The sequence below is a fragment of the Streptantibioticus silvisoli genome, assembly GCF_027947535.2.
GTDB classification, from domain to species: Bacteria; Actinomycetota; Actinomycetes; order Streptomycetales; family Streptomycetaceae; genus Streptantibioticus_C; species Streptantibioticus_C silvisoli.
Genome location: NZ_JAAGKO020000024.1, coordinates 102789 through 120020 on the forward strand (window position 1 = coordinate 102789; position 17232 = coordinate 120020).

Genomic DNA, 17232 nt, shown 5'->3' on the forward strand with positions numbered 1-17232 from the left:
GCGGGCGTCCCCTGGTGCGGTGCGGTGCGGTGCGGTGCAGTGCGGGGCGGTGAGGTGAGGTGAGGTGAGGTGCGGTGCGATCCGGTGCGGGGCGTTCACCGTGGGAGCAGTACCGCGGCGCCGTTCACCCGGTCGGCGGCCAGGTCGGCGAGCGCCCGGTCGGCGTCCCGGAGCGCGTAACGGGTGACGGTGGCGCGGATGCCGTAGCGCTCGGCGAGGCCGAGGAACGCCGCGCCGTCCTCGCGGGTGTTCGACGTGACGCTGCGCAGGTCGCGCTCCTGGAACAGGTGGCGGGCGTAGTCGAGGGAGGGGACGTCGCTGAGGTGGATGCCCGCCACCGCCAGCGTGCCGCCCCGGTCCAGCGCCTCCATGGCCGGCGGTACGAGGTCGCCGACCGGGGCGAACAGGATCGCGGAGTCCAACGCTTCCGGCGGCCGGTCGAACGCCCCGCCCGCCGACGCCGCACCGAGGTCGAGAGCCAGCGCACGGGCCTGTGCGGACCGGGTGAGCACGTGCACCGTGGCTCCCTCGGCGACGGCGACCTGAAGGGCCAGGTGCGCGGAGGCGCCGAACCCGTACAGTCCGAGCCGGCCGCCGTGGGGCAGCGCACTGCGGCGCAGCGCCCGGTGGCCGATGATGCCGGCGCACAGCAGGGGCGCCAGGTGGGCCGGGTCGGCGGTCTCCGGCAGCGGATAGGCGAACGCCTGCGGCAGCACGGCCACGTCCGCGTACCCGCCGTCGGCGTCCCAGCCGGTGTAGACCGAGTGCGGGCACAGGTTCTCCCGCCCGGACCGGCAGTACCGGCACCGGCCGCAGGTCCCGCGCAGCCACGCACCGCCGACGCGCTGCCCCGGCGTGAACCGGTTCGCCCCGGGCCCGGCGTCGACCACCCGGCCCACGATCTCGTGTCCCGGCACGGTGCCCCGCCGTCGGGGTGGCAGGTCGCCCTCGGCCAGGTGCAGGTCCGTCCGGCACACGCCGCACGCCTCGACCCGCACCAGCACCTCACCGGGCCCGAGCGGTGCTCCGGGCCGCGCGACCCACGCCAGCGGCCCGGTCGCCATCGGTCCCGGGCGCTCGACCACCCATCCGTGCGGAACCTCGCCGGCCCGGATGTTCACCGTCATGACTCCCAGCGTGCGACGCCGTCGGGTACCTCGCCAGCGGTCGGCGCGCGGATGGGGGACGGGGGTCGGGTGCGGCCGGGGCCGGCGCTCTCGACCGGCGCCGCAGGAACCGCCCTACCCGGCGCCGGAGGCGCGTTTCCACGCGCTGTCGCGCAGCAGCCGCAGACCGTTGAGGCCGACGAGGACGGTGGAGCCCTCGTGGCCGGCGACGCCGAGTGGCAGCGGCAGGGTGCCGATCAGGTCCCAGGCGACCAGCGCGGTGATGAAGAGGCCGGCGACAACGAGGTTCTGGACGACCAGACGCCGGGCCGCGCGGGACAGGCCGACGGCGGCGGGGATGGCGGCCAGCTCGTCGCGGACGACGACGGCGTCGGCGGTCTCCAGGGCGAGGTCGGAACCGGCCTTGCCCATGGCGATGCCGGTGTGTGCGGCGGCCAGCGCGGGCGCGTCGTTGACGCCGTCACCGACGACCAGGACCCGGCGGCCCTGCTCCGTCCACTGCCGCACCGCGGCCACCTTGTCCTGCGGCAGCAGACCCGCGCGGACCTCGGTGATACCGGCCTCGGCGGCCAGGTGCCGGGCGGCGCGTTCGTTGTCACCGGTCAGCAGGACCGGGGGCCGGCCGGTCAGCGCGGTCAGCGCGGCCACGGTGGCGGCGGCGTCGTGGCGCGATCGGTCGGCGACGCCGAGCACGCCGGCCGGTGTGCCGTCGCACAGGAGGAGGACCGCGGTGCGCCCGCAGTCCTCGACGTGCCGCACGACAGCGCGGGCCTGTTCGTCGTCGGCGCCGAAGAGCCGCTCGGGCGAGCCGAGTCGGACGACCCGGCCGTCGACCGTGGCGGTCACGCCGTGGCCGGGGGAGGAGGTGAACGCGTCGGCCGGGGGAAGGGTCAGGCCGCGTTCGCGGGCGGCGGCCAGCACGGCGCGGCCCAGCGGGTGCTCGCTGGCGTGTTCGGCCGCGGCGGCGAGGGTCAGCAGGGCGGTCGCGTCGAGCCCGGAGCCGGCCAGCGGACGGATGTCGGTGACGCGCGGGGTGCCTTCGGTGAGGGTGCCGGTCTTGTCCAGGGCCACGGCGTCGATCTGACCGAGGCGTTCCATGACGACGGCGGACTTGACCAGGACGCCGTGGCGGCCGGCGTTGGCGATCGCCGACAGCAGCGGGGGCATGGTCGACAGCACCACGGCGCACGGCGAGGCGACGATCATGAAGGTCATCGCGCGCAGCAGTGACGCCTGGAGCGCGGCGCCGAGCGCGAGCGGGACCGCGAAGACCGCGAGCGTGGCGATCACCATGCCGATCGAGTACCGCTGTTCGACCTTCTCGATGAACAGCTGGGTCGGCGCCTTGGTCCCGGAGGCCTCCTCGACCATGCGCACGATCCTGGCGATCACCGAGTCCGCCGGGTCGCGCGTGACCTGGACGGTCAGGGCGCCGGTGCCGTTGACGGTGCCGGCGAACACCTCGTCGCCGGGCCGTTTGGCGGCGGGCAGCGGTTCGCCGGTGATACCGGCCTGGTCGACGTCGCCGGCCCCGTCCAGGACCTGGCCGTCGGCGCCGACCCGCTCGCCCGGCCGCACCAGGATCACGTCACCGACCGCGAGGGAGGCGGCGGGGACGCTCTCCTCGCCCCCGTCGGCGGGCAGCCGGGTCGCGGTGACGGGGGCGAGGTCCAGCAGGCCGCGCACGGAGTCGGCGGTCCGGGCGGTCGCGACCGCCTCCAGCGCGCCGGAGGTGGCGAAGATGACGATCAGCAGGGCACCGTCGAGGACCTGCCCGATCGCGGCGGCGCCCAGCGCGGCGACGACCATCAGCAGGTCGACGTCCAAGGTCCGTTCCCGCAGGGCCCTCAGCCCCTCCCAGCCGGGCTCCCAACCGCCGGCGGCGTAGGCCAGGGCGAACAGCGGGCCCCACGCCCAGGCCGGCGCGCCGAGCAGATCGAGCGGCAGCGCGACCAGGAACAGCACGAGCGCGGCCAGCGCCCAGCGGGCCTCCGCCAGTGCCAGGACCCGGGTGCGCCGGCCCGCCGCACCGCGCTGCGCGCGGGCCTCCGGCGGGGCGGACGGCAGGAGCGTGGACGTCATGGCGGCGGGCCCTTCGGCGATGCGGTCCTCGGGCGGCCCACGATACAGGAACACATGAACAGCCATTCATGTGTTCATCTCCATAGAATGACGGCATGGGCCACGGAGCGATCACCCCGGACGAGGGCACCGGCAACGGAAGCCCGCGAACCAGGCTGACCGCCCAGAACGCGCCCAAGGTCGCCGAAACCCTCCAGGCCCTGGCCACCCCGTCGCGGCTGCTGATCCTCGCCCGGCTGCGCGACGGCCCGTGCGCGGCCACCGAACTCGCCGGTGAAGTCGGCATGCAGCAGTCCGCCTGCTCCCACCAACTGCGCGTCCTGCGCACCCTCGGCCTGGTCACCGGCACCCGCCAGGGCCGCTCGATCATCTACGCCCTGCACGACAACCACGTCGCCGAACTCCTCGACCAGGCCCTCCACCACGTGGAACACCTGCGCCTGGGCATCACCGACGCCGGGACGCAACCGGATGCCCCGCCGCCGGCCTGACGTCAGCCCGCGGCGCCGGCACGGGCGGTACGTACCCCGGCCCGAGACCCCGCTGCGGGCAAGGCGTACCCCGGCCCGACGGGGGCGGCGCCGGGGCGGTTCCGCTCCCGCGTCACCTCACCGGACGGCAGAACGGGCCGAGGACGCGGAAGGGGCCGGGGCTGTGGAAGGGGCGGGGGCCGTGGAACGGGTCGAGGTGGAAGGTGACGGGCTCGCCGCGGGCCGGTCCTGCGGGCCCGGGGCGGTCAGGGCCTGTTCGTCGGCGAGGGCGATGGCGAGTTCTCCCGCGGCGGTCGGGTGCAGGGGTGCCTGGCCGGCGGTGTTCTGGACGTACGGCTGATCGCTGCACAGGCGGTGCCCGTCGAAGCTGGGCTCTGCGGTGCGGAAGTGGAAGGTCCGCGCTCCCTCGTCGAGCACCGAGTTGAGGTCGTCCAGGCGCGAGCCGAGCACGGCGGCCTTGGTCGCGGTGATGCCCTCCTTCGCCAGGCAGCGGGTGTCCGGACCGAAGGGGTCGTAGTAGTCGTTGATCAGCACGGCCGGATGGTGCGGCAGGGTCGCCAATTGGTGCAGCAGGTCGAGGTAGTTCTCGTTGAAGGCGTCGAGCTGCTTGGTGAAGTAGGCGGTGGACGCCTTGTCGTCGCAGACCGGGGAGGCGGCGCACAGGCCGGTCAGGACCGCCCAGTTCATGTCGTTCGCGCCGATGCTCACCACGACGGTGGAGACCTTGGTGGCGCGCAGCGCGACCGCCAGTTGGGGCGGTACGACCTGGTCGCCCCGGATCTGGACGCCGAGGACGCCGTCGCGGACGGTGGCCCCCTGGCAGGCGAGGTTCAGCACGTTCCAGTGGTTGACGGAGGCGAGGTCGGCCGCGTAGGCGTCGGAACTGCGCCCGCACACCCGGTCCAGCGCCGTCGGGTGGGCGACGAGCGGGTTGCCGAGGCCCGCGGCGGTGGAGTCGCCGAGCACCACCACGTTCACGTCGGGAAGCGCCGGCCCCCTCGCCGCCCGCACCGGCTGCGTCGGGGTCCTGCCCACCAGGTCGTCGAGCGTGTGCACGTGCTTGAGCGCGTCGGGCGTCCCGGAGGCCAGCAGGTAGACACCCACCGCGTTCACCGCGACCACCGTCACCACGCCCGCCGCCACCAGGGCGAGCATGCCGCGCGGCCTGGTGCGGCCCAGCCCGGTGACGGCGACCAGGATGACGGCGGCGCATCCGGCGGCGATCAGGATCTCCCAGGCGCAGTAACGGGTCCAGCCCGCCGCGAGCTGCCTGCTCAGGGCCACCTCCAGCGTGTCGTGACCGCTGGAGCGGGCGATCTCGTTCACCTGCGAGTCGATGCTGATGTGGGCGAGCCGCAGCCGGGGGCGGATCGGGCCGGGGAACCGCGGCCTGGTCGGGATCGCCTCGCCGAACAGGTCGAGTTCACCGTGCCCGGAGAGGCTGAGCGTCGGCTGCACGGCACCCACCTGGATGTCCTGCCCGGCCGCGGCGACCGACTGGGTCGGCGTGATCCGCACCGCCAGCCAGATCGACACCGCGCCGACCGCCACCAGCAGCAGGACGACCAGGGCCGTCGTCCGCCCCCGGCGGATCCATACCCTCCGCGTACCGGAATGCTGCGAACCGCTCACCTGTCGACACCTCCACGACGATCACCGAACCGGCCGTCCGGCGCACCTACCCGCCGTCGGGCCGGTCACCACCGTCACCGGACCCGCGTCCGCACGATGGGAGGAGCCACGCTCGCGTCCCGGCGGGCCGGGACGGAAACGCGGCGACGGGGGCGCGGACCCGCACTCCCCTCCGGCCAACGGTCGTCGGCGGGAGCCGGTTACGGGCACCGTCCCGCCGGGACACCCGGTCGGCCGCTCGCGTCGGATATGGCAGCCTGTCGGGTGCGACACCGTACCGATCACGCTCAACGGAGGCCCCACATGGACGAGTTGTGAGCGAGTGTCATCGCCGTCGTCGGTACTCTGCTGGGCGGCGGGTTCACCTACCTCCTCCAGGAGCGCAGCACTCGCCGCCGTGACGACGCGGTACGCGACCAGGAGATCCGCCGGGAGATGCGGGCCGTGTGCGGTGCGTTCCTCGCTACGTTGACGACACTGCGACGGCACCAGTTGCACTGTCACACCCTGCGCGCCACCCGGGCGCCGGAGGAGGAACGGACCGCGGCCGCACGCGTCGCCCTGGAGGCCCGCACGGACGTCACCGAGGCCCTGGTCGCCCTCCAGTTGTGCACCGGTGACCAGAACGTCCTCGACCACGCCTCCCGCGCCGCCGACGTGACCGTCGCCCTGCACCAAGCCGCCGACCAGGAGGACATGGACCGCCGCGCCCGCGCCGCCCGCACCGCGCACGACGCCTTCGTCGTCGCCGCCCGTTCCCTCACGCTCGCCTGACGGTTACGGGGCCGACGACGACACTGTTCTCCTGCGTACGTATACGTACGATTCCCTCCGCAGGTGTACGTCCGGTTTCCTGCGTACGTATACGTCCGGTTCCATCCGTAGGTGTACGTCCGCTTCCCACCGTGGGTGTACGTCAGTGTGCCGACCGCCGCCGCGCCCGATCGCCGGTGAACCCGAAGGGGGAGCGATGACCGAGCCCGAGGAGTTGGCGAGCCGGCTGAGCCGTCAGCAACGTTCACTGATCGCCGCCGCCGACCCGGCCACCGGCCGGTTGCCGGCGAACGCGCCGGACGCGGCCGTCGCCGGGCTGATCCGCCACCGGTGCGCTCAGCGCGCGGGCCGGCTCGGCGCGGTCTACCTGACCGCCACCGGACGCGCGGTCGGCGCCGGACTCGGCGTCGCGCCGCGGCAGCGGTCAGCGCCGGCGCAGGACCGGTCCGGACCGTTCGCGCCGGCGACCGGAGACGAGGTCGCCGTACCCCTGGCGCCCCCCGCGGCGGGGACCGCCCACCCGGGAGCGGAGGCGACGGGGATCACCGGCCCGACGGACCCGGGGGCTGAACGGGCCGAGGTGGAGCAGGCATGGCGGGCGCTCCTCGAACAGCGCCGCATCCTGGGCACCGCCGGCCCGGCGCCCTGGGAGACCCGGAGCCCGGACCGGATGGTCCGCGCCGTGGCCCTGGCCCTCCAGGCGGCGGGCGTACCGCCGTCCGCCATCGATTCCTCCCGGCGGCGCACCAGGACCGGCTACCGGGTCCACCCGGGCGAGGCAGGCACGGTACGCGTGGAGTGGACCGGCCCCGCCGACTCACCCGCCCGCCGGTACGACGAGCAGCGGCGCCAACTGGACTTCTGCGCAGGCGTGTTGCTGTCGGCGGGCTGGCAGAGCCTGCTCTACCGCTCCGGCCAGGTCTCGTACCTGGGTGTCACCGCGGCGGCCGGCTCCGCGGGGTGAGCCGGCGGAACGGGCCGCCGCGGTGATCCGTGACACCGGGTCAACGAGGCCGGGGTGCCGGATGTCGCCGGACGAGGCCGGGCCGCGCCGCTCCGGCCCCGGCCCGTCCGGAAGAAGGGCAACGCGCACCGGACGTCACCAGGACGGCATCATCGCCTCCGGGTAGCGGGACCCGGCCGCGCCGTGCGGCAGGATCTTCTGAATATCGGCCAGATCCTGCGGCGTGAGCGTGACGTGCGCGGCAGCGACGTTCTCCGCGACGCGGTCCGGGCTGCGGGTGCCCGGGATGGGCACGATGTCGTCGCCCTGGGCCAGCAGCCACGCCAGGGCCACCTGGGTGACGGTGGCGCCCTTGGCGTCCGCGAGGGCGGTCAGGTCGCGGATGGCGGCGAGGTTCTTCTCGTAGTTGCCGGGCTGCCAGCGATCGTCCCAGCTGCGCATGTCGTCGGCCGGGTAGGCGGCGGCGGGTCGCACGGCGCCGGTGAGGAATCCGCGGCCCAGGGGCGAGTACGGGACGAAGCCGATGCCCAGCTCGCGCACGACCGGGAGCACCTCGCTCTCCACGGCGCGTTCGAACACCGAGTACTCGGTCTGCAGGACGGAGACCGGCTGGACGGCGTGCGCGCGGCGGATGATGTCGGGACCGGCCTCGCTGAGACCGAAGTACCGCACCTTGCCTTCGGCGATCAGTTCGCCGACCGCGCCGGCCACGTCCTCGATCGGTACGTCCGGGTCCACGCGGTGCTGGTAGAGGACGTCGACGTGGTCGGTCCCCAGATGGCGCAGGCTGTTCTCGGTGACCTCGCGGATGTGGGCCGGCCGGCTGTCCAGGGCGGTGCCGACGTTCTGCGGGTCGCTCAGGTCGAAGCCGAACTTGGTGGCGATCACGATGTCGTCGCGGAAGTCCCGCACGGCACGGCCGAGCAACTGCTCGTTGCTGCCGGTGCCCATGCCGTACAGCTCGGCGGTGTCGAAGAGCGTGACGCCCAGTTCGTACGCCCGGCGGATGGTCGCGACGCCGCCGGGCTCGTCGCCGGCGCCGTAGGCCATGGTCATGCCCATGGTGCCGAGGCCGATGGCGCCCACCTCCAGCCCCTGGGTGCCGAGCGTGCGTTTCGGGAGGGTCCTGTCGTGCTGTGTCATGTCGTCAACGGTAGGAGGACATCGCCGCGACGGCATGGGGCGAGGGCCGCGTAGGATTGCCTGATCCTCTCAGTAGGAGTCTGCTGCTCTCACCTGAGCCTGATCCTTCTCCGTAAGGGCCTGAGCCTTCTCCACAGAGGTCAGTAAGGGCCTGAGCCTTCTCCGTATGGGAGCGCGGAATGCTGGACGAGCTGGCGGCGGCGATCGCCCGGCACCGGGACGGCCTGTGGTCCGACAGCGCGGTGCCGCGGCTGACGGTGGTCGCGTTCGACGAGTTTCTCGGCCCGGTCGACCTGCTGTACGAGCCGATGATCTGCTTCATCGCCGACGGCGCGAAGCGTTCCATCGCGGGCGACCGCAGCTGGGTCACCGGGCGCGGGGAGATGCTCCTCAACTCGCTGGTGCTCCCGGTCACCGCCACGTTCGAACGGGTGCCGTACCGTTCAGCGGTGCTGCGGCTCGACGGCCGTGCGCTCGCCGACCTGCTGCTGGAGCTGGACGACGCCGATCCGCGCACGCTCCCCGGCCCCGGCGGCCCGCTCACCGCGCCGATGACGCCGGAGATCACCGACGCGGTCACCCGGTGGGTCCGGCTGCTCGACACCCCGGACGACATCCGTCCGCTGGCGGCCCGCGTCGAGAGCGAGATCCTCTACCGATTGCTCGGCAGCCCGCTGGGCCCGGCGCTGCGCCAGTTCACCCTGGCCGACTCCGGCTCCGCCCGGGTGCGTTCGGCGGCCGCGTGGATCTCCGCCCGCTACACCGAACCGCTCAGCGTCGACGCGATCGCCGCCGCGGCCCACATGAGCACCGCCACGCTGCACCGCCGGTTCAAGGCCGCCACCGGCATGAGTCCGCTGCGGTTCCAGAAGCAACTGCGGTTGCAGGAGGCCCGGCGCCGCCTGCTCGCCGGCGACACCACGGCGGCGCTGGTCGCGGAGGCGGTGGGCTACACGAGCGCGACCCAGTTCAACCGCGAGTACCGGCGCGCGTACGGCCTCCCGCCCGGCCAGGACGCGGCCCGGCTGCGCGACCGGATGGCGACCGTCGCGGGTGCCTAGTGCTCCGACCGCACGGGTTCGCCGCGGTGGCGGCCGGATGTCGCAGGACGTCCGTCAGCGAGATCTCCGTCGGCAGGATCTCCGTCAGCGAAGGGCGGAGGCGTCCATCCCGCCCAGCCGGCGGATCTCCTCCAGCGGATACGAGGTCTGCCTGCTCCGGCGCCGGAACCTGCTGTTGAAGTCCGACACCACCGCGGCGACCGGCGCGTGCCGGGCGATGATCGCCGCGGTCTTCTCCGGGATTCCGGTGGGGCGTTCGCCGTCCGCGTAGGCGCGCACCCGCTCGTAGCGGCCCGCCCAGTCCTCCACCCGGTGGCCGTACAGGGCGGTGACCAACCAGTTCACCAGATACGTCGTGGTGTAGCAGCGGTCGTATACCTGATGCCGGTCGAAGAAGTCGGCCTCGTCCTGCGACAGTTCGAACCTGGAGGAGAGGCTGAGGCCGTAGTCGGTGAAGTAGAGGCGCCGGCCGTCGGTGAGGATGTTCTCGAAGTGCGCGTCGAAGTGCAGGAGTCCGCGGCTGTTCATGAACGAGGTGCCGGCTGCCAGTTCCCTCTCCACCATGGCGCAGGCCCGGTCGGCGGTCTCGTCCCCGGCCCCGACCCGGCTGTTCAGCCACTGGTGCAGGTTCTGCGGGATGTACTCCAGGAACAGCGCGACGCTCGCCGGGGACTGCCGGCGGGCCTCGATCCGGCGGCGCACCTGCGGGCCACCGCCCCAGTAGGCGACAGCCCGTTCGACGTCGGCGAGTTCTCCCGGAAGGGGCGTCGAGTCGGGCAGCACCCTCCAGTGGTACATCAGGGGGAAGCCGTCGTATTCCGCCGCGAGCACCCAGTTCGTCGTCATGGTGTGCACGGCGAGTTCCCGCCAGGCCCCGCCGCCCGGCCCGCCGATCTCGCCGATGCCGTACTGGCAGAAGACGGGCAGCTCGAACAGATTCGCCGTGGAGCGGACGTGCTGAGGTTGCGTCTCCAGGTCGGTGAGGGGCACCCGTTTCACGAAGACCGGGGTGCCGGCAACCTCCAGCAGGGCCGACGTGCCGCCGATGCCGGACCCGAGCGGCACGGCCGTGTCCACCAGCTCGCCCAGCGTGCGATCGCTGCACAGGGCCAGTGACGTGGAGACGGCACCATGGGCGGTCAGACGTGCGTCGCGCGACATCTCAGGGTCTTTCACCGCGGCCTCCATCCGGCTGCCGAGCCCGACTGGGCGACGGCTGCGCGATCACGCCGAGCGCAACGACGCCCGGCTCTGCGATCTCGCCCTCCGGAGCGGGCGGAGGACGTCCAGGAACCTTATGCCGCTGTCAGCGCCACCGGTCGGTGCGCGAGGTGCGCCACGAGCAGCAGGGGCTGCTCATCGCGGAGCGCGCCCCCTCCGGCCAGCGCCTCCACCGGCAGGACGCCGTCGCCCCGGTCCGGGACTACGTCAAGGCGGGGTCGAAGCATGCCGGTGCCTGCCGGTCCCGGCGCTCCCGGGACGAACGGGAATCGGGTGTGGGCTGCTCGGGGCGCCCGGGATCCACCGCGTGCAGGGGTCGGTGATCTCGCGGAGCTGCTCCAGGATCTGGTGCAGCAGCGTGAAGTTGCGGGTGCCCAGGTAGGTCTCCCACTCCGCGAGGATCTCCTCGAGCGTGACCGCGGCCACCTCGACCGCCCGCCGGCCGCGTTCCTCGATCACGATCAACCGGGCACGGCCGTCCCTGGGGTCGGGGACCCGGCAGACATAGCCCAGGCACTCCAGTTGGTCGACCAGCGCACCGGCGTTCTGCTTGGTCATCTGTGCCCGGTCACACAGGTCCGTCAGACGCGAACCGTCCGGCGCGACGCGCTGGAACACCCGGCATTGGGCGAGCGTCCAGTCGTCGAACCCGGCCTCCCGCAGGGCGCGGAACATCCGGCCCTCGGCGTACCGGTACGGCATGAACAACGCCACTCCCGGACCAACCCGCCGATCATCGCCCATGCCGCTCGGCTTCATCACCCACCTGATCCCACGAACCCCGCACCCTGCCTCGACGCCGCCACACATCGCCCCCACCCGATCGCGGCAGCGCGTGCACGGCGCGACGCACGCAGCGTTCCGCACCCGCCGTACCCCCCGTCAACGACGCTGTCAATACGGTGAGTTGACGCTGCATCAGCAGAGTCAAGCTCAGTCGTTCGCCAGCTCGCCGAGCAGGCGCCAGGTGCGACGCTGGTCCGCCGGACCGCCCAGGTCCGTCTCGGTCGCGACGATCTCGGTGGCTCCCGCGGCGCGGTAGCGACGTATCGCGGCTGCGACGGTCTCCTCGTCGCCGATCACCGCCAGTTCCGCCGCCCGGTCCTTGCCTTCCAGGCCGACGACGCGGTGATAGGAGGGCAGTTGGTCGTACATGGCGAGTTGCCGTTCGGCGTTTTCCCGGACGCGATCAACATCCGAGGTGACCACGACGGGGAGCAACGTGACCACGCGTGGCGCGGGCCGACCTGCCTTCTGGGCGGCGGAGGTGATCGTGGGGACGATGTGCTCGTCGAGCGTCTTCGGTCCGGCCAGGTAGGGGATGGTGCCGTCGGCGAGTTCGCCCGTGACGCGCAGAGCCTGCGGACCCATGGCCGCGACCAGTACGGGCACGGTCGGCTCGGCGCCGGGGACCTTCGCGGACATGAGCGTGGTCGTGCTGAGGCGTTCACCGTGGAAGTCCGCGGACCCGGTCTCCACGAGGGAGCGCAGCACGGTCAGGAATTCGCGCAGCAGGCCGATGGGACGGTCGTAGGGCAGACCGAAGGTGGCCTCCATGAACGCGGGCGCGCCGAGCGCGAGACCCAGATCGTAGCGCCCATGGGTGGCGGCCTGGGTGGTTTGCGCCTGGCTGGAGACAAGCAGCGGGTGACGGCCGAAGATCGGAATCGCCGAGCTGCCGACACGCAACTGCGGCACTTCACGACCGACGATCGCGGCCAGTCCCGGCGAGTCGTAATCGAATCGCTGGCCGAACCAGGCCGACCGCAGTCCGGCTGCGGCCACCTCGCGGGCCTGTTCGACGATCGCGTCCACGTAGTTGGGCGCCTCAGGGGGCGCGAAGAGAACGACACCAGTGCTCATGGTGTTTTCACCTGCTCCGACACGGCGAGAAATTCTCTCGCATGAGTGAATGGATGGTGTTCCGGTGGGACGGAACGCCGGACCTGCGCGGAGACGGCGAATAACACCGTCACGCGCAGCCGTTCCTGGCGTGGTGGATCGCGGGTGGGATCAGCCGCGGATGGTGGTGGTTTCGCGGGTGAACCGGCGGTGGCCGATGAGTTTGTAGGCCAGGCGAGCCGGGGTCGGCAGGATCCGCATGAACCTCTGGCGTTCCGCGTCGTCGGTTTCCTCGGTGATGTGGCCGAGGATGATCAGCCGCCGGGTGAGAGGGATCGCGCTCATGCCGTGTTTGCCGAGGGCGTCCCATTCCCTTTGCGTCAGTGTGACGGAGGCGATCGGGAGTATTTTCTGCTCCTCTTCGGCGAGGTGGTCGATGAGTGTCGGCATCATGGCGTCGATGACGGCCGCCATCCGCCCGCCGACGGCGGGGTCGGCGCTCGCCGTCCACGCCGGCAGCTCTGCGTCGATGGCCGTGACGGCGTCGTCGACCTGCGCGTGCTGCGTGTCCATCCGGTCCATCAGCTCCGGGTCGAGCACGGCTCGCTCGCGGAGCAGGTGGAAGAGCAGTTCGTCCTCGCCGGTGTGGTGCGTGTGGAGGAAGTCCAGCATCTCCCGGGCGTGGGCGCCGATGACCTTGGATCGCGCGCGGTCACCGGCCGCGGCACGGAACAACCGCGGAAGCTGACCGAACTCGCGCCGCAGGACGCGGTGGATCAGCACCATTTCGTGGGTGTCGACAGGGGGTGTGTACGGGCTCATCGTGACTCCTCGGTGGTCGCTGTGTTCTGGACGACTTCGCGCACGGTGGCTGCCGGGCCGGCCGATGAGCTCGACCAGGTCGTCGCGGTCGGTGAACAGCTCGCCGCGGGCCGGCCCGGCATCGACGTCGGCGGCCGTTTCCAGGGCCGCCCCGGCAGGTCGCACTGCGGCGTTGCGCAAGCGTCGACGGCAGTGTCATCCGACCCTTGAGCCGCCGCACTAGTCAGTTACCATTACTACTGTACACCGTGGCGACGTCAACAGATGCGACGTCGCCGGGTGGACGGTGCGTGCAGAATGCAGTGCGGTACGCCTGGCAGTACCGGGCTCCACGTCGCCGAATCGCCCGGATCGGCGGGCGTCGGCCAGCTTTGGCCTTGCCTTGACATAGTCAGGTCCGTTGACTAAATTGGTGCATCAGATCCTCGCCCCACGTGGTGCGCAGCCAGTGGCGGCGGCCCGGCGAGGTTCGATCCGGGATTCACAGAGAAGGCGAAATGCCATGAGGTTTCTTGTCCTTGGAGCAACCGGTCGTACCGGCGTTCTCCTGGTCAAAAAGGCACTCGACCAGGGACACCAGATCAGCGCTCTCGTGCGGAGCGCCGGGGCCACCGTCGACCCACGCGCTCGGATCGTCAGCGGCGACGTCACCGACGCCACCGTGATCGCGAAGGCGGCCCGGGGTCATGACGCGATCATCAGCGCGCTTGGAGTGAAAAGCATCAGCGAAACCCCCACGCTGATCACCGACACCGTCCGTGCGGTCGTCGAGTCCGCCAAGACATCAGGCGTTGACCGTTTCGTCGTTCTGTCCGCGTTCGGAGTGGGCGACTCTCTCGCCAAAGCCTCATTCCTTGCGGGCCCGCTGTTCCGCACCGTGCTTCGGAAAAAGTACGCGGACAAAGCCGCGTCGGAAGTGCTTTTGAGGGCCAGCGATCTGAAATGGACCCTCGAATACCCCGGAGCATTGAATAATCGAGGCGACAGCCGCTGTACCGAGGCCGTACTCGAGGACGTCACGAAGACGCCGATCTTCCCCTCGACCTCTCGCGCGAACGCCGCCGACTTCCTGCTCCGCTCCGCCGTGGAGGGCACCTTCATCCGCCGGACCGCCGTCGTCATGGACAGCAAATAGGTCACCGACGTTCGCATCCAGTAAAGACGGCGCCAGGTGGGATGCACCGCCGAGCGCAGCGAACAAGGAGCGGGACATGGACGACAACGTCGAGCAGAGCGATCCGGTGGCCGTACTGGAAGGTCAGGTGTGGGCGCTGGCCGCGGTGGTCGCGACCTTGCGGGAGACCGGGACGGGCTCGTTGGAGGAGGCTCTGGCGGCCGATCCCGTGCGGACCGCGGTGCTGGAGGCGGCCGGCGTGGTGCGACGGGACGGGGAGAAGGTGATAGCCGCCTCCGTCCTGCAACTCGGTCCCGCCGCCGCCAATGTGGCGTCCGCCCGGCTCAGTTCGATGCGGCAGGCGGTCGCTGCCGCCGGCGGTGAGGCGGTGCCGGGGTGGGACGCGCAGGGCGACGACGTACTGGTCGATCAGGGGCGCGCTTCCGCGGGCACCGGGCACGCGCTCGCCACCCGCGTCGTGCCCGCCCTGTCGGGACTCGCCGACCGGCTCGCCCTGCCGGGCAGCCGCGTTCTGGACATCGGCACCGGGACCGCGGCGCTCGCCCTCGCGCTGGCCCAGGACCTGCCGCACGTCCACGTGACCGGGATCGACTACCTGGAGCGGGCGGTCCGGCTGGCCCGCCGGGAACTGGACACGGCCGGCCCCGGACCCGCCGACCGCGTCGAGGTACGGCATCAGGACGCCGTCGATCTGCGCGAACGGGATCTCTACGACCTGGTCTGGCTGCCCGCGCCGTTCCTCTCCCAGGACGTGTTGGACGCCTGCCTCCCGCACGTGGCGGCCGCCCTCACCGCCGGGGGATGGCTGGTGGCCGGCACCAACGCGGCACCGCGCGAGCCGCTGCTCGCGGCCGTCGCCGAGTGGACCGCGGCGCGCAACGGCGGCAGCGCGCTGACCTCGCACCGGATGAGCCGGGCGCTGGGCGACCTGGGGTTCCAGGACCTGCGCCGGATTCCCACGGTACCCGGCGGTCCGGTACTCGTGGCCGGTCGCCGCCCGGACCGCGCTGCGTCCGCGTCGCACCACGCGGACGAGCGGTGACCGACGCCCAGCGCGGCCCGCTGGAGCGGGTGCGGTCGTCCGCGTTCCCGCCGCTCGTCCTCACCACGCCGAGCCGGCGGCTCGCGGGCCGCGCGCCCGCCCGGCGAGCCGCCGCACCACCACCCGGATTCCTCGACGGTGTCGGGCACGGGGAAAAACCAGCCGTTCAGCGTCTTGACGCGTTTCAGCGTCCAACGCTGATCAGCCGGACCGTGACGAGGCGGGAGCAGCACGGCTCCCGGGCGCGGCGCCTCGGGTGCGGCAGGGCGGTTACGCCCCGCCCGGGCCGGGGTCGGACGGGGTGCCGGGCTCGTGGTGGTGCGTGAGCGCCTCGGCGAACCGGGTGGTGAGTTGTGCGAAGGCGGCGCGATCTTCCGGGCTGAACCCTGCCAGCGCGGTGGTGATGACGTCCTCGACGTTCCGGGTGACCACGGTCAGCGTCTCGTGGCCCGCGGGCGTCAGGCGGTTGTCCACGACGCGACCGCGGGCCTCGCTGCGTTCGATGAGCCCCCGGTCCTCGAGCCGGCGCAGCAACCCGCTGAGCGTCTGCGGCGTATGGCGTGAGGCTCGGGCCAGTTCGGAGGCGGAGGCGCCGGGATGTGTCGCCGTCTCCCGCAGCACCGCCCACAGGCCCAGGTTGAGATCCAGGGGTCGCAGGGCCTGGTCGATCCGCTGCCCCAGCAGGTGCTGTGCGCGTTTGAGAGCCAGGCCGAAGTCGACCACCGGTGACGAATCCGGCCCGCCGTCGCTGTGCGCGTCCACCCCGCCATTTTATCAGGACCGTTCCATATCGAAACAACCTTCAATATGGAAGGCGGCGACTTGGGAGAACGGTGCGCCCTGCCCACGGCGCAGAACGGGCATGACTGCGTCTCAGGTCGAGCGCGCGGCGCGGGTGGACTCAAGACCCGATCACGGGCCGATCCTTTCCGGGAGGCCGGGGAAGAGGCGCCGGGCGTTGGTGCAGCCGATCCGTCGACGGTCGCTGTCGCTGATGGCTGCGTTGTCGAACCAGTCGGAGGCTTCGCGCATGGACTCGTACGGGTAGTCGCTGGAGTACAGCACGCGGTCGACGCCGATCTCGGCCAGGGTCGCGTTGAGCGTCTGGGTGTGGAAGTTGCCGCTGGTCGTCACGTAGAAGTTGTCGTGCAGGTAGGAGCTCAACGGCTTCTCGAACGTGATCAGGTCGCCCATGAAGGCCGCGCGGTGGGAGATCCGCCAGATGTTGAACGGCAGCGTCTCGCCCAGATGGCCGAGGATGACGGTGAGCCCGGGGAACCGGTCGAACAAGCCGCTGGTCATCAAACGCAATGCGTGGGTGGAGGTCTCGACCGTGAACGTCCACACGGCGCCGAACAGCTCCGGGTGCCCCTCGTAGATCCCCCGATTGCCTGCCAGCGGGTCGCGAGGGTGCAGGTAGACCGGCACGCCGAGCGCCTCGACACGCTCCCAGAAGGGCAGGAAGCGCTCATGGTCGTAGTACCAGCCGGTGTCGGCGTCACCGACGTTGCTGTAGCCGTTGACCAGCGCTCCGTGGAACCCGAGTTGGGTCACACAGCGCTCCAGCTCGGCCGCGGCTGCGGCCGGGTCCTGCAATGGCAGGGCCGCGAACGCGCCGAAGCGGGTCGGGTGGGCGGCCACGACCTCGGCCAGCTGGTCGTTCGCGACCCGGGCCCGGGTGACCGCCTGACGCGGGTCGACCACCCCCTGGACGCCAGGACTGGTCAGCGACAGCAGGGAGAAATCGATACCGGCGGCATCCATCTCCCCTAGAGCTTGTCTGATAATTGATCTTGTGGCTGGTCGGGGTGAGTTGACGGACGCGGCGTGGGAGCGGATAGAGCCCCTGCTGCCCAGGGTGGACGGGCGTGGTCGTCCGTGGCGTGATCACCGTCA

General features: G+C 71.9%; 17 protein-coding genes. 7 read left to right on the forward strand and 10 right to left on the reverse strand.

Annotation, left to right across the window (positions count from 1 at the left end; translation table 11 throughout):
- Positions 1 to 95 precede the first annotated feature (95 nt).
- Positions 96 to 1127 (reverse strand): zinc-dependent alcohol dehydrogenase family protein, encoded by a 1032-nt coding sequence (locus POF43_RS17730; protein ID WP_271322008.1) that lies wholly within the window; start codon positions 1125 to 1127, stop codon positions 96 to 98.
- Positions 1128 to 1241: 114 nt separating this feature from the next.
- Positions 1242 to 3209, reverse strand: coding sequence for a heavy metal translocating P-type ATPase (locus POF43_RS17735; RefSeq protein WP_271322032.1), 1968 nt, complete (start codon positions 3207 to 3209; stop codon positions 1242 to 1244).
- A gap of 95 nt (positions 3210 to 3304) precedes the next feature.
- Between POF43_RS17735 and POF43_RS17740 the strand changes: the two genes are divergently transcribed.
- Positions 3305 to 3700, forward strand: a complete 396-nt coding sequence (locus POF43_RS17740) for an ArsR/SmtB family transcription factor (protein WP_271322007.1) — start codon at positions 3305 to 3307, stop codon at positions 3698 to 3700.
- Between the two features lie 117 nt (positions 3701 to 3817).
- On the opposite strand, the gene POF43_RS17745 is transcribed toward POF43_RS17740, so the two are convergent.
- Positions 3818 to 5332, reverse strand: a complete 1515-nt coding sequence (locus POF43_RS17745; protein ID WP_282704643.1) for a GDSL-type esterase/lipase family protein — start codon at positions 5330 to 5332, stop codon at positions 3818 to 3820.
- Positions 5333 to 5767: 435 nt separating this feature from the next.
- Here POF43_RS17745 and kilB point away from each other — a divergent pair, with 435 nt between their 5' ends.
- A complete protein-coding gene (gene kilB / locus POF43_RS17750) occupies positions 5768 to 6106 on the forward strand; it encodes a plasmid transfer protein KilB (RefSeq protein WP_504993150.1) in 339 nt (112 codons plus the stop codon).
- A gap of 196 nt (positions 6107 to 6302) precedes the next feature.
- The gene (locus POF43_RS17755; protein WP_271323433.1) at positions 6303 to 7070 is read left to right on the forward strand and encodes a hypothetical protein; all 768 of its coding nucleotides are present in this window, start codon (positions 6303 to 6305) and stop codon (positions 7068 to 7070) included.
- Between the two features lie 135 nt (positions 7071 to 7205).
- Here the strand turns inward: POF43_RS17755 and POF43_RS17760 are convergent, their stop codons facing one another.
- Entirely contained in the window at positions 7206 to 8213 is a 1008-nt protein-coding gene (locus tag POF43_RS17760) for an aldo/keto reductase (protein ID WP_271323432.1), read from the reverse strand.
- 179 nt (positions 8214 to 8392) lie between these two features.
- On the opposite strand from POF43_RS17760, the gene POF43_RS17765 reads away from it, so the two are divergent.
- Positions 8393 to 9274 carry an AraC family transcriptional regulator gene (locus POF43_RS17765; RefSeq protein WP_271323431.1) on the forward strand — a complete coding sequence of 294 codons (882 nt, stop codon included), beginning with the start codon at positions 8393 to 8395 and terminating at the stop codon, positions 9272 to 9274.
- 84 nt (positions 9275 to 9358) lie between these two features.
- Here POF43_RS17765 and POF43_RS17770 read toward each other — a convergent pair whose 3' ends face one another.
- From POF43_RS17770 to POF43_RS17785, 4 genes are all read right to left on the reverse strand, one after another.
- Positions 9359 to 10435 carry a protein kinase family protein gene (locus POF43_RS17770; protein ID WP_271323437.1) on the reverse strand — a complete coding sequence of 359 codons (1077 nt, stop codon included), beginning with the start codon at positions 10433 to 10435 and terminating at the stop codon, positions 9359 to 9361.
- Between the two features lie 267 nt (positions 10436 to 10702).
- The gene (locus POF43_RS17775) at positions 10703 to 11239 is read right to left on the reverse strand and encodes a MarR family winged helix-turn-helix transcriptional regulator (RefSeq protein ID WP_282704644.1); all 537 of its coding nucleotides are present in this window, start codon (positions 11237 to 11239) and stop codon (positions 10703 to 10705) included.
- Between the two features lie 189 nt (positions 11240 to 11428).
- Positions 11429 to 12358: a TIGR03564 family F420-dependent LLM class oxidoreductase gene (locus POF43_RS17780; RefSeq protein WP_271323429.1), complete on the reverse strand. Its 930-nt coding sequence runs from the start codon at positions 12356 to 12358 to the stop codon at positions 11429 to 11431.
- A 150-nt stretch (positions 12359 to 12508) separates the two neighbouring features.
- A complete protein-coding gene (locus POF43_RS17785; protein WP_271323428.1) occupies positions 12509 to 13339 on the reverse strand; it encodes a hemerythrin domain-containing protein in 831 nt (276 codons plus the stop codon).
- 322 nt (positions 13340 to 13661) lie between these two features.
- Here POF43_RS17785 and POF43_RS17790 point away from each other — a divergent pair, with 322 nt between their 5' ends.
- Positions 13662 to 14294, forward strand: a complete 633-nt coding sequence (locus tag POF43_RS17790; protein WP_271323427.1) for an NAD(P)-dependent oxidoreductase — start codon at positions 13662 to 13664, stop codon at positions 14292 to 14294.
- Positions 14295 to 14370: 76 nt separating this feature from the next.
- Positions 14371 to 15336 (forward strand): SAM-dependent methyltransferase, encoded by a 966-nt coding sequence (locus POF43_RS17795; RefSeq protein WP_271323426.1) that lies wholly within the window; start codon positions 14371 to 14373, stop codon positions 15334 to 15336.
- Between the two features lie 270 nt (positions 15337 to 15606).
- Here the strand turns inward: POF43_RS17795 and POF43_RS17800 are convergent, their stop codons facing one another.
- The gene (locus POF43_RS17800) at positions 15607 to 16098 is read right to left on the reverse strand and encodes a MarR family winged helix-turn-helix transcriptional regulator (RefSeq protein WP_271323425.1); all 492 of its coding nucleotides are present in this window, start codon (positions 16096 to 16098) and stop codon (positions 15607 to 15609) included.
- Between the two features lie 150 nt (positions 16099 to 16248).
- Positions 16249 to 17100, reverse strand: a complete 852-nt coding sequence (locus POF43_RS17805; RefSeq protein ID WP_504993154.1) for an amidohydrolase family protein — start codon at positions 17098 to 17100, stop codon at positions 16249 to 16251.
- A 31-nt stretch (positions 17101 to 17131) separates the two neighbouring features.
- On the opposite strand from POF43_RS17805, the gene POF43_RS34895 reads away from it, so the two are divergent.
- A partial coding sequence (locus tag POF43_RS34895) for a transposase (RefSeq protein WP_372516060.1) occupies positions 17132 to 17232 on the forward strand: 101 nt, incomplete at its 3' end.